Here is a 15,093-nt window from a genome sequence, read left to right as displayed (position 1 = left end):
TCGGCCGGATGCACGGCGCCCCGTCCCCCACCTGACAGGAGGCAGACCGTGCGTCTTGATGCCCCCCTCTCCCGACTCGATCTGCTGGTCTATGGCCGCTACCGGATCGTCCATGGCCTGCGCATTGCGCTCGCCTTTATGCTCACCTTTCTGCTGACCCGCGAGCTGAAACTGCCGGAGAGCACCTGGCCGCTGATAACCTTGGTGGTGGTGATGGGCCCCATCTCGTTCTGGGGCAATGTGCTCTCCCGCGCCCTGCAGCGGGTGGTGGGTACCATCTTCGGTGCCAGTTGCGGGGTGGTAGCGCTCTATCTCGAGATCTACTCGCTACCGCTTACCCTGATCTGGTGTGGGTGTATCATGTTCCTCTGCGGCTATCTGGCCCTCGGCAAGCGCCCCTATGTGGGGCTGCTGATCGGTATCACGCTGGGGGTCACCATGGGGGCCATGCCGGGGGACATAGAGACGGCGCTGTGGCGCAGTGCCGACGTGATACTGGGCTCCCTGCTTGCGCTGCTCTTTTGCAGCATCTATCCCCAGCGGGCCTACAGCCACTGGCGGCTGCAACTGCACCAGATCCTGCAGCAGTCGGGGCGGCTCTATCACACCCACCTCTCCCCCAATGTGCTGGAGCGCCCGCGCCTCAAGCACAATCTCTCCCAGTTGCTGGCACAGACCGGCAAACTGCGGGCCCTGCTGGCCCCTGCGGCCAAGGAGACACGCCACAGCATCGCCCTGTTTGATGCGGTGCAGGTCACCATGCGCAACACCCTCTGCACTCTTGAGATGCTGGCCAACACCTACTGGAACGATCGGGAGAGCCACTTCCTGATGCAGAGCACGGCTGCGCTGCAAGCCTGCCATCTGGCCACCGAGGAGGCGATCAACCAGCTTGCTCTGATGATGCAAACCGGCGACGGGCGTGGCGCGGATGCCGCCATCGCCCGCCTGCACGAGGTGGCGACCCAGGTATCGCTCCCGCCCAACGCAGAGGCCGCCATCAATGGCTACCTCTGGCTCAACGTGCAGCTGACCGAGCAGCTCACCCACCTGCGCCGCCTGCTGGGGCTGATCCTCACCCCGCCCCATCGCAAGCAGCCGGACTAGACCCAATGCAAAACGCCCCGCAGTGGCGGGGCGTTTTGCTGTCTGACTGGCCGTTTGGGCCATGAAGGCTGCAAATCTTAACTGGCATTGGCCAGCGGCTGCTCGGTGGTGAGGTAGAGGGAGAAATCCTGAATACCCGCCTGCAGGGCGGCAAAACAGTCGGGGTCGATGGCTGTGCCCAGATTCTCCGCCATCATCTCCAGCGCCTGCGGCACTGGGATGGCGCCGCGATAGGGGCGCTTGGCGGTGATGGCATCGAAGATGTCGGCTGTGGTGATGATGCGCGTCTCAAGGGTAATCTCGTCCCCTTTCAGCCCCTTGGGGTAGCCCTTGCCATCGAGCCGCTCATGGTGGGCGCCCGCCACTTGCGCCAGCTCCTCGAAGGCGCCGATGCGGCTCAGGATCTCCTCGGTGTAGGCGGCATGCATCTGCACCGCCGCCCACTCCTGCGCATCGAGCTTGCCCGGCTTGTCGAGAATGGCGTTGCTCACCCCGAGCTTGCCCACATCATGGAGCAGGGCGCCCCGCTTGAGCCAGCGTCGACGCGACTCGGACAACCCCATCTGGGTGGCAAGAATATCGGTATAGAGCGCCACCCTGCCGCTGTGACCGGCGGTGTAGGGACTTTTGGAGTCCACCACCTGCCCGAAGGCCGCCGCGATTTCGTCCAGATAATCTTCATCCAGCGCCACCTCCCCTTGCCCGGCCGGGTGGACCAGCACCCACTCGGTCAGTCGGGGATCGGCCAGTCCTTGCCAGAACGCCTCGTCGGCCAGCGCTTCAAATTCGCGAACCAGCGCCGGATCAAACCAGCTGCCGCTGCGCTCGCGCAGCTCCTTGAACGCCGCATCCGGACCTGCGGCCGCGTGAAAAACATCCACCACCTGACAGAGCAGGGCAATGCGGGAGAAGAGCGGGATCGCCTCGCCAGCCAGTTGCAGGGGCCGACCTTTGCCATTCCAGTGCTCATCGAGAGAGAGGATGCCATCGGCCACCTCGTCACTGAAACGGAGCTGGCGAGCGATATCCGCCCCCCGATGACAGCGGGTCTGGATCAGTTCGTTGGCAATCTGGTCGCCGTTGCGAAAGATATGAAACAGGCTGCGAAAACGTCCCAGCAGATCCGCCTGCAAGCCGGTGTGGCCCAGCACAAAGTTGACTACCTCGGAGAGGGAGCCATCCACCAGTTTGAAATCGCGTTTGAAGTGAAGATCGTCGGTGAGATAAAGCTCGCAGATGCGGGCGGCATTGCTGCTGCACCCAAGATCTTTAAGCAGGAGCGTGTAGTAGAGATCATGGCGCAGCCGGGCGTCCAGTCCCAGCCGCTCCCCCAGACGGGAACCTATCCAGCAGCAGCGAATGCAGTGTCCTCTTGGTTGCCCCTCAGTCATATCGAGCGCATGACTGAGGGAACCAATCAACTCCGCCAATCGCAATCCATTCACCGTCATAGTCTACTCCCTTAGACATCATGGCGATTTTGCCAGCAGATTAGGTATACCCCATCTGAAGCTGGATCGATCTGGATTCAGTTGAATTTAGGCAGCAGCCTTGCCCTGATTAGCCCGCTCTTCCAGCTCTGCGCGGCTCAGGGTAGATACAAAGCGGCCATCGAAGTAGATATCCATCAACTCGCCACGCTTCTCGCCACGCATCATGCTGCGGCGGCCATCCAGATAGTGCACCTCCATCTGGGCGGTATGCTCGTCCGGGTAGCTGATCTCCACCTCGCGCACCCCTTGTGGCAGCATGGCCAGCGGCACCTTCTTGAGGGCCGGATCCAGATGCTGGTTCACCTTGATCACCGGATTGGCCTTCATGTCCACCACAGCCGGAGATTTGCCGGTGATGGGGTTCTTGCCAGACCAGAACTCGATGGTATTGAAGACGAACAGGTCAGCGGTCGCGGCCAAACCGTAGACAGGGGAGAGCAGCATAAAGACCCCGGCACGAGCGTAGCGGTTATCCACCACGCTCAGGTTGCCCTTGGTGACCATGCCGGAAAGCCCCATCTGCCCCATACAGCCGCCCAGCCCCATGCTCGCGACCATAACCAGCAGGGCCATTGCCCGCCCCTTCTGTTGTAATGCCATCGTGTTCTGTTCCTGCTCTGAAATAAATGAGGCGGCAAGCCTAATCAAGGGGCCAGAAGAGGACAATTCACAATGGCGGGACGATACAGGAGGGGTTCAGATTGGGGCACTGACTGCTCAAATATGAGTCAATGCCCCGGCATGACAGGAAGTCAGGGGGTTCAGATTGCCAGATCAGAGACGGTGCTGGAGACGTTGTTCGCCTCCCGGCGGATCTCGCTCATCACCTCGTTGACCTCGCCTACCTGCTGCTTGCCCAGCTCGGCACTGCCCGCCACATCAGACATCTCGGCGGTTACCTTGGCGGTCAGTTCACGGTTGTTCTGCACCACCTTGGCAATCTCGTCGGTAGAGAGCGAGGTGCGTGCCGCCAGCTGGCGAACCTCGTCAGCCACCACCGCAAAGCCACGCCCCTGATCCCCGGCCCGGGCTGCTTCGATGGCCGCGTTGAGGGCCAGCAGGTTGGTCTGATCGGCAATGCTGCTGATGGTGGAGACGATCGCCTCGATACTGCGCGACTGCTCGTTGAGCTGATTGATAAGACCGATGCTGTGAGTCAACTGGCTGGCAATTAGGCTGGAGGTATCGACCACCGAGGAGAGCAGACCCGCGCCACGCTCGGCGCAGTTCAGGGTCTCCCGCGCCGCATCGTGGGCCAACATGGCCGCTTCCCGCACCGCATCGCTCTTGTTGATCCGCTCGGTGATGTCGCTAGCGAACTTGATCACCTTCACCACCTTGCGATGCTCATCAAGGATCGGGTTGTAGGTCGCCTCCAGCCACACCTTGCTACCGTGACTGTTCTGACGACAGAAGAGACCGGACTTGAACTGACCACGGCCCAGCTCATCCCAGAAGTGAGGCTGGTCTCGATAGAACTGATCGTCGCAGAAGATACGGTGATGCTTGCCCTGCACCTGAGCCAGGGTATAGCCCATGGTATGGAGGAAATTGCCATTGGCAGCAATCACCTCCCCGCCGGGGGTGAACTCGATGACCGCCAGCGACCGATCCAGCGCCGTCACCACCGCCTGCTGGCTGAGCAGTTGCAGGTGGTGCTCGGTAATATCGGCCGCGATCTTGATCACCTTGGTCACCACGCCCCGCAACTTGACCGGAAAATAGGTCGCTTCCAGCCAGATCGCCTCGCCCCGTTTGTTGAAGCGCTGGAACACCCCGGTACGGGAGCGCCCCTGCTTCAGGTCCGCCCAAAACTGCTGATAGTCGCTGCTCTGGGCATAGAGCTTGTCGCAAAAGATACGGTGATGCTGGCCGATAACCTCGGGCGCACTGAAGCCCACCACGTTGAGAAAGAGATCATTGGCGGCCAGCACAGTGCCATCCGGCGTAAAGGTGATGGTCGCCACGCTGCCGTGCACTGCGTCAAAAAATCCCTGCTGTTCCAGAAGTTGATCCTGGCACTGCTGCAACTCGGCTTTCAGTTTGCTATTGAACATCGAAACGTATCCTCCAGACTGGCACCCACCATGGCCAAACCACGCAGTGGATCAATAAGATAATGGTGGCGTGCTCCATCAGCATAGTTGGCGGCGTTGCCGCGATCCCATCTGACGCCATATTTATTGCTGTAAATCAAATTCACCGACCAAACGTCACTCATGCAGAGCTGCAACCCTTATTCCACCACCGGTTGCCACTCCAGATAGGCCGGATTGGCGACAAAGCCGATCCGCTCATAGAGAGGACGCCCCTGCTCGCTGGCATGGAGCCACACCTTGCCCAGCTGACGCGATCTGGCGAAGGCTGTAATGGCATCGAGCAGCGCCGTGGCGATCCCCTGCTGGCGCCATTGTGGCCGCGTATACATATTGAGCAGATACCCCTCCATCCCCGCCAGATTGCCGGGATAGGGTGGCCGTTCAAACAATGCCAGCGTCCCTGCTGCCACGATCTGTTTGCAGCCCTCCTGCGTATCGGCCTCAGCCAGCCAGGATAAAGCACTCTCTTCACTCATCGCCCGGGTGAAATAGTCAAGGGTGGCCTGCCACAAGGCCGGGTCTGCCTGCGGCGTCACCAGCTCACCGACCTCACAAAACAGCTCCATGCGCAGCGCCACCAGTGCGAGAATATCTGCGGCCCTTGCCTGACGAATGATCATTGGCTGCTCCTTTTTCTCTCATGGGAATTTTCGCCGGCCGTCATTATGACAAAGAGCGCCTTGTGGCGCTCTTTGTCATTGGGGAAATCACTGATAAATCAATGGCTGCGACGAGTCAGCCAATAATCCAGGCTCAGCACACCGCCGCCCCAGATGGTCAGGGTCAGCAGCATCCAGCCCCACAGCTGGTGATCGTAAAAGCCGCCCGCCCAGAGGGTCGGGTAGGAGATCACCGCCATGATATTGAAGCCAAACAGCAGCAAGGCGGCCGGGCGAGTAAAAAGCCCCGCCAGCAGGAAGAGCGGCAACAGCAGCTCGGTCATCGTACCCAGATAGGCAGCCCACAACCAGGGCAGCAGGGGCACCTGATACTCAGATTCAAACAGATAGAGGGTGGAATCCCACGCCGTCAGCTTGAGCCAGCCTGAAGTGAAAAAAACCGAGGCGACCCAAAGCCGCGCCAGCAACAGCACACAAGCGCGGCTCCAGCGCGGCAAATCACCACTCGATCTGGCCAGCGCCAGCCATTTGTTTGCCATCATGGCATTACCTCCATATCCACCAGCAGACCAAGGGTTATCAGGCGAGTGAGATGTTCACTGGCCGCAGGGTCGGCCGCCAGCAGATCGACCAGCGCCGTACCAGCGAGACAACCCTGTAGCAGCGCCCACTCACCCGCCGTCAGGGGCAAGGGGGCAACCCGGCAATCCGGCTGTTTCTTCAATGCCAACCAGACGGGGTCATCAAGCACCTCCACCGCTTCACCACAGTGCAGCGCCATCTGCCACAGGGCCAGCACCGGATAATCGCTGGCAACCAGCAGCAGATCCGTGGCTGGCAAGAGTCGCAGCCGCTCCCATTGTTGCGGCGATAATGCGGCCAGACGCTCGGCTGGCCAGCAGCGTGATTCCAGCGGCAGCAAACTGGCACGCTCAAGCTGCCATTCGAACTGAGCCAGCGCCTCCAGCCAGGGCAGTCCGGTTGTAGTTGGCAAGCGGGCCAACCATTGGCCAAATCCGGCGCCATAGTGCATGACGCTCCCTTCCCTGAGCGGCTCGGCCAATACGAAGCCACGGGCAGCCGCTGCAAAAAAGTCATCCCCGACCATGGCCTTGACGGCGGGATAACTGCTCGCCAGCACCTCGCCAAGGCTCAGGATGAAGTGGTTGCGATAGACCTGCAGCACAGATTCGGCAGAAAAGAGCCGGGAGCTGATGTGAGGGGCAATGGCGTCAGGCGCCCCCAGCAGACCATCGGCAAAGTGCTGTTGCAGCTGTGCCAGCTCAGCCATAGGCCACCTCCCGTGGCGCACTCATGGCGCGCGCCTCATCCAGAATGGCACTGGCCTGCGCCGCCTCTGCCAGCAAGACCGGCAGCGGCGGGATCTCGAGGTCCCACTCAATCAGGGTGGGAATGGCCTGCTTGCGGCAGATCTGGCGATAGAGTTCCCAGACCGGTGCCACCACAGGGGCGCTGTGGGTGTCGATATAGAGGGAGCCTTCCGGCAGCTGCTTCTCGGTATAACCGGCCAGATGGATCTCCCCGACGGTGGCGAGATCGATCGCCGCCAGATACTCATCGCAAGAGAAACCGTGATTGAAGGCACTGACATAGAGATTGTTGAGGTCGAGCAGGATGCCGCACTCGCTGCGCTGCTGCAGCTCGGCCAGAAATTCCCACTCGCTCATCTCCCCGGGCAGTTGCAGATAGGAGGAGGGATTTTCAATCAACATGCGGCAACCCAGGGTCTGTTGTACCTGCTGGATCTTGTCGCTCATGTTGCGCAGGGAGGCGCGGGTATAGGGCACCGGCAGCAGATCGTTGAAGTAACGCCCACCAATGCTGCCCCAGCTGAGATGTTCGGAGATCCGTACCGGTTTGATCGCCGCGGCCAGTGTCGACAACTGCTGCAGATGGTGCGGATCGAGCGGGTCGGCAGAACCGAGGGACATGCCAACGCCGTGAAGACTGACGGGGTAGTGCTGCGCCAGTTCGGCGAGCACCTGAAAACCGTGACTGTGCCGTTCGAAGTAATTTTCACTATGCACCTCCAGCCAACCGACTGCCGGCAGGGTTTGCCGGATCTCGTCGTAATGGGGAGTGCGTAATCCGATACCAATCAAAGGGTTCATCGCAAGACTCGCTTTCGCCAACCAGAGAAGATGCAGGGGGCGACCCATTGGCCATCCCCTGCCCGATGTCTCTTACTTGGGTTGCAGCGAACCGCCGACCAGCTTCTCGCACAGCCCTTTGGGCATCACCACAAAGGCATCACCCTGAGCATCTTCCTTGGCAGTACCGGCGCAGGAGCTGCTCTTGGTCGCACAGTCATTCTTGCTGGCCTTGACCACGCCGTAGCACTTCTCCTTTTCATCGGCAGCCATGGCTGGCGCCGCGATAAATTGGGCGCCCAGCGCCAGCAGACCGGTCATGGCGGAGGCGATAGCAGTGCTTTTTTTAACATTCATGTTCATGTTCCTTTTGATGTCGTTGGATGTTGCTGATATCCCCGATTTGTCGCAACCGGGTACCTGCAATAGAACCGGCAAATGTGATATTCCCTTTCAAAAAAACACAAAAAAGAGTTAAACAACCCAAAGCGAAACAAACAAGACATTGATTTAAAACAGCAATTTCTTCATTAAAAATTTATTGCCGACCACCCATTAATGAGCGAGAAAAGTGCCATATGGTGCTTTCACCCCGTTAATCTTCTTCACTGCTTCCATCAAAAGAGATGCGTCAGACATAAAAAAGCCCCGCCAACAGGCAGGGCTGGATGCAACTTGCAAGAAACAAGAAATCAACAAGCGGGGGGGGGGGGTTGGGAGCCAGGAGTTGCGGCAAGCAGATAAAAAAAGAGACAGCTTTGGCTGTCTCTTTTTGCACATGGTGCGAATGGGGTTTAGTAGAAGATCCGCTCGCCACGCTCGCTCATTTTGAGCCACACCGGTTTGGTGCTGGTTTTATTCCAGATCCGGTGCAGATAGCTGTAGAAGCGGGCACGATCGCTGCGAAACAGCATCACGGGGAAAGCCAGAATGCCCACCAGCAATACATAAATGCGACGAAGAATAATCTGAGTCAGGGAAAAGGGATGAAACATGATGTAACTCCTTACTGGTAAGACCACTGAGCAAAGATTACCCCACTCCATGTAGGATTACTACATCACCAACGCATTTTTTTTATAAAAAAATGGTGAAAAACGGGAAATACTGAAAACGGGTTACGTCATTAACCAACAGTTAACAAACTTGCGAAAATCGTGCGCTTTGCCACAGTTATCAGGGGAAAAACATGCAGTAGGGAGACACGCATGAAACTGCCGGAAGTGGCACTGCTGGTGCTGATGGTTGCCCTGACACGGGCACAACTGGAGGAGTGGCAACTGAATCGGGAAGATGCCATCGTGCTGGCCGAACGGGGCGTGCCCACCGTCAGCCTGTGGCAATGCGGCACACTGAAGCAACGGATTGCGGATCTCAACCAGCACAGTGCCGAGGTGCAGTTTCAATATCGGGGGCAAAACATGGCGGATGTGAGCCACTATCTCGAGCGCGAGTGGAAACAGGCTGGCTGCGAACAGTTACTGGTGCAGCAAGGATACTGACCAAGCTTCACGGCTCGAAGAGTGATAAATCAGGGAAAAGAGAGAGAAGAGAGAGAAGATGGAGGCACGTTCCGGAGTCGAACCGGACTAAACGGATTTGCAATCCGCTGCATAACCGCTTTGCTAACGCGCCATGCTGACAAGACTGATTGTCTTGAAAGTGAGTTCCATCGTTGGTGTGATGGAAAATTGGAGCGGGAAACGAGACTCGAACTCGCGACCCCGACCTTGGCAAGGTCGTGCTCTACCAACTGAGCTATTCCCGCGTTACTGCTTTCGTGCCAGTTGCCTGACAACGAGGCGCATTATACGTACCACGAGCGCTAGCACAACCCCTTTTTCGCAATTTAAGCCCTGATGCAGACTGTTTGCTCAGGGTTTAAACGCCTTGCTGCATTTTTCTCCAGCCAGCTGTGACCCACCAAGCGAATTTGGGATAAAGTCGTTGAAATGATTACGCTTTCGTTCGAGACTTGAGCGGCTTAATAACCGGATTCTCAATTGAAAATCACAAGATGAAATGGATCTTCACGCTTCGTGGGCTCAGGCCGCAGTTAATGCTGGCTTTTTTCATGTTGGGCATGGTGCCCTTTTTGGTCATCACCCTCTTCTTCCTATACAGCCACGGCAAGGATCTCACCACCCAGACCTCCAACCATCTGGTCTCCGTCCGTAATATCAAGAAGAGTCAGCTCGAGGATTACTTCAACAACCTCAAAGAGCAGATCATCAACTTCTCCCAGCAGGATTTCGCCGGCAACAGTATCGGCCGTTTCTATGGCTTTACCGGCGCCTTCGAGAAGCTGGGCACCACACCGCAGGAGGCCCGCAGCCGTGCTCAGGCCCGCTATCTGCCCGGCTCCTGGGATCAACTGCGCAAACCGGACAGTCAGGTGGAGATCGAACCCTCCATCACGGCGCTTATCCTCGCCGACGAGATGTATGGCCGGGTACACCAGCGTTTTCATCGCGGCTATGCCGACATGGTGCGCAAGTCCAACTACAGCGACATCTTTCTGGTGGACCTTAACGGTGATGTGGTCTATTCGGTCACCAAGCACCCTAACTTTGCCACCAATCTGCTCTCCGGACCTTATCAGGGCAGTGGCTTGGGCCAGACCTTTGCCAAGATCAAACGCCGCCTTGATGGCGGCCAGAAGCCGCAGCAGATCTTCGAATTCACCGATTTTGGCCGCAACGAGCTGACCGGGCAGGTGGTTGCCTACATGGCGGCCCCCGTGATGCAGTACGACTATGTGCGCGGGGTGGTGATTTTCGAGCTGCTGCCGGACAAGCTCAACCAGATCATGGCGGAGCGGGAGGGGCTGGGCGAGACCGGCGAGACCATCCTGATCGGCCCTGACAAGCGGATGCGCGCCGATGCCTGGCTGGCTCCGGAGTTCAGCGTCGAGAACAGCTTCAGCCCCAACTTCCGTCCACTGCAAACGCCCCTCATCACCAAGACGCTCTCCGGCGAGCAGGGGGTCGGGCTGTTCCACTCCTATCAGGATGACGAGGTGCTGGCCGCCTACACCCAGGTGAAGGTGTTCGATACCGAGTGGGCCTTTATCGCCGAGATCTCCACTCGGGAAGCCTATGCCCCCATCCGCCAGCTGGAAACTCTGGTGATTGTGCTGGGTGCAGGCTCGGTGCTGCTGCTGATCCTCTTCTCCCGCTGGCTCTCCCACTCCATCACGGCGCCGCTGCGCTCTCTCACCGAAGCAGCCGAGCAGGTGGCCGACGGCGCGCTGGATCACCCCATCGCCATCGAGCGCACCGGCGATGATATCGACCGGCTGGCCGAGGCGTTTCGCCATATGCAGCGCTCGGTGAAGGACAAGATCGAGCTCATCGAGCAGCAGACCCAGGAGCTGCAACAGCAGGTCAAGCTGACCCACAAGCAGAACCTCAGTCTGCAGCAGGCGGACAAGCTCAAGGATGAACTGCTGGCCAACACCTCCCACGAGCTGCGTACCCCCATTCACGGCATCAAGGGGATGGCCGAGTCGATGCTCGCCAGCCAGCAGGATTTGACCGAAGGGCAGCAAAAACAGCTCGGCCTCATCATCAAGAGCGCCGACGGCCTGGCCCGTCTGGTGGATGATCTGCTGGACTACCATCAGATGCGCTACGGCCAGCTGGAGATCCACTCACAACCCGTCTCATCAAAAGGGGTTATCCGGCTGGTGCTGGATCTCTGCCAGCATCTGGTGCAGGCCAAACCCCTCACTCTGGTGGATATCAGCCCGACCGAACTGCCGCCGGTGCTGGCCGACGAGCAGCGGCTCGAACAGGTGCTCTACAACCTGGTGGGTAACGCCATCAAGTACACGCCGCAGGGCAAGGTGGTGCTCAGTGCCATCGTTGAGAACAACTTCCTGCGCATCAAGGTCACGGATACCGGCATCGGCATCGCCCCCGACCATCTGGAACATATCTTCGAGCCGCTGGTGCAGATGAGCCCGGAGGTAAGCAAGCAGGGAGCCGGCCTTGGCCTCTCCATCACCCGCCAGCTGGTGCACCTGATGGGGGGCGAGCTGTTTGTCGAGAGCGAACCGAGCGTTGGCTCTACCTTCGCCTTTACCCTGCCCCTTGCCACCGGCAAAGCGGCCAATCTGACTCTCGACAGCCGCCAGATCGAGCATCAGCTGGTGCGCCAGCAACCGCTGATCCTGCCGGACTGGGAGAGCGGCGATCTGCCCCCTCCCCCCGAGGATGCGCCGCTCATTCTGGTGGTGGATGACGAGCCCATCAACCTGCACATCCTGCGCCATCTGCTGCAGCCCTGCGGCTACCGCATCCTGCCCAGCAGTGACGGCCACGATGCGCTGGCCAAGCTGGCCGAGGAGCAGGTGGACCTCATCCTGCTCGATGTGATGATGCCGACCCTTTCCGGTTTTGACGTCTGCCGTCGCCTGCGCCAGCAGCACCCGAAAGATATGCTGCCGGTGCTGCTGCTCACCGCCCTCAACCAGCCCAAGGATATCGAGGAGGGCTTCGGGGCCGGTGCCAACGACTATCTGGTCAAACCCTTCTGCAAGGAAGAGCTGTTTGCCCGGGTCAAGGCACTGCTCGAGGCCAAGGCCGGACGCGCCTCACTGGTGGAAAACCGGCTCTTGAAGCAGGAGATCGAACATCGCCTCACCCTGCAGGATCGGCTGCATCAGGATCAGCAGCGCCTGCTGGCCCTGCTCGGCGAAGGGGCCGACCCCATGCTCTTTATCGACGAGCAGGGCACTGTGCTGTTTGCTTCCCGGGTGATGGCACGCCTGCTGGGTCAGGAGCCGGAAGCCATGGAGGGGCAGCCCCTCAATGAGTGGCTCGCCACCCCGCTGCAACAGCAGTGGCCCGACCTTGCCAGCGAGCGGGAACATAATCTGGAGTTTCTGGTGGCCGGTCAAAAAGATGTGCTCAACGCCCGTGCCCTGCCCATCACGCTAGGGGGACAGGCCGCTTTCGCCCTCACCCTGAGTACCGAGCTGCGTCAGGATGAGAACCGGGTAATGGCGCTGGAGAACGCCCTCAAGAACCTCTCGCGGCAAGCCATCATCGAAGATGAACAGCTACTGGGCGAGCTGAGCCGCCTGGGTGGCGAGTTCCGTTCGCTGGCCGACGACCTCATTCGCCAGCAGGATGACGAGCCGCTGCGCCGTGCGCTGGTAGAGACCATGCAGCTCACCCTGGATGCCTGGCAACAGGGGACCGGCAAGGGCAAAATCGTGCTGGCAGAGAAGAGCAAGCTGTGGCGGGTCTATATGGACAGATCCAGCCCGCAGACCCGTACCCTCGACAAATACCTGAGTCTGGACACCCTGCCCAAGTCGCCACGCTGGAAGACGGTGGTGGCCACCACCGAGTATGTGCTGGGCCACTGCCCGCTCAATGACCACCAGCGCCAGCAGTTGCAGCACAGCGCCCAGACCCTGCGTCAACTCGCCAACCGCAAACCGTGACACGGCGCCTTAAACGGGCGCCGGATCACAATTGGCAATCTGGTTTCTTTTTATGCAAAACAAAGCCCCGCACAACCCCGAAACCGAGAGCAGATCCAATTCACAAATTTGTCATATACGCCATTTTCACAGCCACTTTTTACGCGAAAGCAAATAACGCAAACCAATGATTCTAAACAGATAAAAAATCATTTTGACGAAATTGACGTAACACCGTCAATTTTTACGAAAACAACGAAATCAATAGTTGTTGTTTTCCTGTTAATTCTGGTTTGCTTAGGGCGTTGGAAAACAGAACGACAAAGGTTAGACACCTGACCAACACAGAGGGCCGATTTCATCAGCATGCGAAACCGGTGCTCACACAAAACAAGGCGAACCCTCGGGAATGCCAAAAAATAAGAAAGGAAAAAATATGCTTGCCAAAGTATCCAAAATCTCTACCGCTGTAATGCTGGGAACCATGATGCTTGCCGGTGCCGCCGGTAACGCCATGGCCGCAGAAAACAAAACCGTGCTGACCATGGTCGCACAGCAGGAAACCGCTTGGGTCAAGAACTTCAACCCCTTCCTGCAAGCGGGCTTGCTGCACACCACCCGTCACTTCATCTATGAACCGCTGGTGATCTTCAACGATATGCAGGGTGGCAAACCCGTCTATCGTCTGGCCACCAACTATGCGTTCAGCGATGACCTGAAATCCGTCACCTTCGATCTGCGTGACGGCGTGAAGTGGTCTGACGGCGAAGCCTTTGATGCCGATGACATCATCTTCTCCTTCAATCTGGTCAAGGCCAACAAGGCGCTGGATGAGCGCTCAATCTGGACCCAGATCAAGAGCGTCGAGAAGCTGGCCCCCAACAAGGTCAAATTCGACCTGACCGAGGTCAACACCAACGTGGTGAACGATCTGGTGCTGGTACCTATCGTGCCGGAGCATCAGTGGAAATCGGTGAAAGATCCGGTTGCCTTCACCAACGACAAGCCGGTTGGTACTGGCCCCTTCACCGAAGTGGACAACTTCTCCGCCCAGCTCTATACCCAGTGCCGCAACCCGCACTACTGGGATAACGCCAACCTCGCCATCGACTGTATCCGCATGCCGCAGATGGCCACCAACGACCAGGTGCTGGCGGCTGTCATGAAGGGTGACATCGACTGGTTCGGCTCCTTCGTACCGGATATCGAGCGCCTCTACGTCGGCAACGATCCGAAGAACAACAAATACTGGTTCCCGGCCTCCGGTACCGTGGCGTTCAACGTCAACTTCCAGACCAAGAACCCGGGCAATAACGAAGCCTTCAACGACATCAACTTCCGCCGCGCCTTCTCCATGGCGATGGACCGCCAGTCCATGGTGGATATCGCGGGCTACGGCTACCCCACCGTCAACGAGTACCCGTCAGGTCTGGGCAAAGCCTTTGACTCCTGGAACAACCCGGAAGTGGACAAGAAGTACGGCAAATACAACAAGTTCGATCTGGAAGGGGCCAAGGCCCTGCTGAAAGAGGCAGGCTACAAGGATTGTGACGGCGACAAGTTCCTCGACACCCCGAGCTGCAAAAAGATCGAGTTCAAGGTACTGGTACCGAACGGCTGGACCGACTGGGTCAACACAGTTCAGATCGGTGTAGAAGGGCTGCAGGCGCTGGGCCTGAACGCCAAGACCGCCACCCCGGAAGCGACCGTCTGGACCGAGAACCTGATCACCGGTGACTTCGATGTCGCCCTGCAGGGTTACTTTGCCGGTGCCAACCCGCACAAGTACTTCGAGACCGCGTTCCACTCCCGCAACATGGGTGACCGTGGCAACCGCTTCGCCGCGCCCCGTTACAAGGACCCCGAGCTCGACAAGCTGATCGATGACTTCACCCAGACCGCCGATGCGGCCAAGCAGAAGGAGATCATGTTCGCCATCCAGGATCGTGTTGGCGCCAACCAGACCATCATTCCGGTCTTCAACAACCCGACCTGGTACGAGTACAGCACCAAGCGCTTCAACGGCTGGTTCAGTGCTGATAACCCGGTAGCCAAACCTCAGCTCCACCCGGACACCCCTGAGCGTCTGCTGCACGTGTTGTCCCTCAAGCCAAACAGCTAAACAATCCCGGCCCCCTGCGGGGGGCCATCTTCCCCGTTAATCCCCTTCTTGCCCGGCACCGCCGGGGTTGGGGTAGCTATACCCGACGCGGGGCAGACTTGCAGTAA

At 58.7% G+C, this 15,093-nt stretch carries 13 protein-coding genes and 2 tRNA genes; 4 read left to right on the top strand and 11 right to left on the bottom strand.

Features of this window, described 5'->3' with window-relative positions; all coding sequences use genetic code 11:
* Window positions 1-48: 48 nt before the first annotated feature.
* A complete protein-coding gene (locus ACTG27_RS00830; RefSeq protein ID WP_043822423.1) occupies window positions 49-1,107 on the top strand; it encodes an FUSC family protein in 1,059 nt (352 codons plus the stop codon).
* Between the two features lie 77 nt (window positions 1,108-1,184).
* Here ACTG27_RS00830 and ACTG27_RS00825 read toward each other — a convergent pair whose 3' ends face one another.
* The 9 genes from ACTG27_RS00825 to ACTG27_RS00785 form a co-directional block, all read right to left on the bottom strand.
* A complete protein-coding gene (locus tag ACTG27_RS00825) occupies window positions 1,185-2,558 on the bottom strand; it encodes an HD-GYP domain-containing protein (protein WP_058055706.1) in 1,374 nt (457 codons plus the stop codon).
* A gap of 87 nt (window positions 2,559-2,645) precedes the next feature.
* On the bottom strand, window positions 2,646-3,200 hold the full coding sequence (locus ACTG27_RS00820) for a DUF3332 domain-containing protein (RefSeq protein WP_005334841.1): 555 nt from the start codon (window positions 3,198-3,200) through the stop codon (window positions 2,646-2,648).
* 161 nt (window positions 3,201-3,361) lie between these two features.
* A complete protein-coding gene (locus tag ACTG27_RS00815; protein ID WP_159157370.1) occupies window positions 3,362-4,657 on the bottom strand; it encodes a methyl-accepting chemotaxis protein in 1,296 nt (431 codons plus the stop codon).
* Window positions 4,658-4,836: 179 nt separating this feature from the next.
* On the bottom strand, window positions 4,837-5,319 hold the full coding sequence (locus tag ACTG27_RS00810) for a GNAT family N-acetyltransferase (protein ID WP_335874762.1): 483 nt from the start codon (window positions 5,317-5,319) through the stop codon (window positions 4,837-4,839).
* Between the two features lie 98 nt (window positions 5,320-5,417).
* Complete coding sequence (locus ACTG27_RS00805) at window positions 5,418-5,861, bottom strand: DoxX family protein (RefSeq protein ID WP_335874763.1); 444 nt, start codon at window positions 5,859-5,861, stop codon at window positions 5,418-5,420.
* Window positions 5,858-6,610, bottom strand: coding sequence for an HvfC/BufC family peptide modification chaperone (locus ACTG27_RS00800; RefSeq protein ID WP_368150245.1), 753 nt, complete (start codon window positions 6,608-6,610; stop codon window positions 5,858-5,860). Before ACTG27_RS00800 ends, ACTG27_RS00805 begins: the two co-directional genes overlap by 4 nt.
* Window positions 6,603-7,451, bottom strand: a complete 849-nt coding sequence (gene bufB / locus ACTG27_RS00795; RefSeq protein WP_368150243.1) for an MNIO family bufferin maturase — start codon at window positions 7,449-7,451, stop codon at window positions 6,603-6,605. Before bufB ends, ACTG27_RS00800 begins: the two co-directional genes overlap by 8 nt.
* A gap of 72 nt (window positions 7,452-7,523) precedes the next feature.
* A complete protein-coding gene (locus tag ACTG27_RS00790; protein ID WP_005334862.1) occupies window positions 7,524-7,787 on the bottom strand; it encodes a BufA1 family periplasmic bufferin-type metallophore in 264 nt (87 codons plus the stop codon).
* A 437-nt stretch (window positions 7,788-8,224) separates the two neighbouring features.
* Window positions 8,225-8,425, bottom strand: a complete 201-nt coding sequence (locus ACTG27_RS00785) for a YbfA family protein (protein ID WP_005334863.1) — start codon at window positions 8,423-8,425, stop codon at window positions 8,225-8,227.
* Between the two features lie 213 nt (window positions 8,426-8,638).
* On the opposite strand from ACTG27_RS00785, the gene ACTG27_RS00780 reads away from it, so the two are divergent.
* Window positions 8,639-8,932 carry a hypothetical protein gene (locus tag ACTG27_RS00780; protein ID WP_005347702.1) on the top strand — a complete coding sequence of 98 codons (294 nt, stop codon included), beginning with the start codon at window positions 8,639-8,641 and terminating at the stop codon, window positions 8,930-8,932.
* 59 nt (window positions 8,933-8,991) lie between these two features.
* Here ACTG27_RS00780 and ACTG27_RS00775 read toward each other — a convergent pair.
* Together ACTG27_RS00775 and ACTG27_RS00770 are read right to left on the bottom strand one after the other, a co-directional pair.
* Window positions 8,992-9,065: transfer RNA gene (locus ACTG27_RS00775), tRNA-Cys, on the bottom strand.
* 57 nt (window positions 9,066-9,122) lie between these two features.
* Window positions 9,123-9,198: transfer RNA gene (locus ACTG27_RS00770), tRNA-Gly, on the bottom strand.
* Between the two features lie 249 nt (window positions 9,199-9,447).
* On the opposite strand from ACTG27_RS00770, the gene ACTG27_RS00765 reads away from it, so the two are divergent.
* A complete protein-coding gene (locus tag ACTG27_RS00765) occupies window positions 9,448-12,885 on the top strand; it encodes an ATP-binding protein (protein WP_439978918.1) in 3,438 nt (1,145 codons plus the stop codon).
* A gap of 415 nt (window positions 12,886-13,300) precedes the next feature.
* The gene (locus tag ACTG27_RS00760; RefSeq protein ID WP_005353816.1) at window positions 13,301-14,986 is read left to right on the top strand and encodes an ABC transporter substrate-binding protein; all 1,686 of its coding nucleotides are present in this window, start codon (window positions 13,301-13,303) and stop codon (window positions 14,984-14,986) included.
* The last annotated feature ends 107 nt before the right edge of the window (window positions 14,987-15,093 follow it).

Source organism: Aeromonas sp. 97A (genome assembly GCF_051919185.1).
GTDB lineage: Bacteria > Pseudomonadota > Gammaproteobacteria > Enterobacterales > Aeromonadaceae > Aeromonas > Aeromonas veronii.
The sequence above is the reverse complement of the archived record's forward strand: the minus strand, read 5'-3'. Positions and strand labels throughout refer to the sequence as shown.

Excerpts from the sequence above, each read along its gene's own strand:
- ACTG27_RS00825 (WP_058055706.1), bottom strand. The coding sequence starts at position 2,558 with ATGACGGTGAATGGATTGCGATTGGCGGAGTTGATTGGTTCCCTCAGT.
- ACTG27_RS00820 (WP_005334841.1), bottom strand. The coding sequence starts at position 3,200 with ATGGCATTACAACAGAAGGGGCGGGCAATGGCCCTGCTGGTTATGGTC.
- ACTG27_RS00815 (WP_159157370.1), bottom strand. The coding sequence starts at position 4,657 with ATGTTCAATAGCAAACTGAAAGCCGAGTTGCAGCAGTGCCAGGATCAA.
- ACTG27_RS00810 (WP_335874762.1), bottom strand. The coding sequence starts at position 5,319 with ATGATCATTCGTCAGGCAAGGGCCGCAGATATTCTCGCACTGGTGGCG.
- ACTG27_RS00805 (WP_335874763.1), bottom strand. The coding sequence starts at position 5,861 with ATGATGGCAAACAAATGGCTGGCGCTGGCCAGATCGAGTGGTGATTTG.
- ACTG27_RS00800 (WP_368150245.1), bottom strand. The coding sequence starts at position 6,610 with ATGGCTGAGCTGGCACAGCTGCAACAGCACTTTGCCGATGGTCTGCTG.
- bufB (WP_368150243.1), bottom strand. The coding sequence starts at position 7,451 with ATGAACCCTTTGATTGGTATCGGATTACGCACTCCCCATTACGACGAG.
- ACTG27_RS00790 (WP_005334862.1), bottom strand. The coding sequence starts at position 7,787 with ATGAATGTTAAAAAAAGCACTGCTATCGCCTCCGCCATGACCGGTCTG.
- ACTG27_RS00785 (WP_005334863.1), bottom strand. The coding sequence starts at position 8,425 with ATGTTTCATCCCTTTTCCCTGACTCAGATTATTCTTCGTCGCATTTAT.
- ACTG27_RS00780 (WP_005347702.1), top strand. The coding sequence starts at position 8,639 with ATGAAACTGCCGGAAGTGGCACTGCTGGTGCTGATGGTTGCCCTGACA.
- ACTG27_RS00765 (WP_439978918.1), top strand. The coding sequence starts at position 9,448 with ATGAAATGGATCTTCACGCTTCGTGGGCTCAGGCCGCAGTTAATGCTG.
- ACTG27_RS00760 (WP_005353816.1), top strand. The coding sequence starts at position 13,301 with ATGCTTGCCAAAGTATCCAAAATCTCTACCGCTGTAATGCTGGGAACC.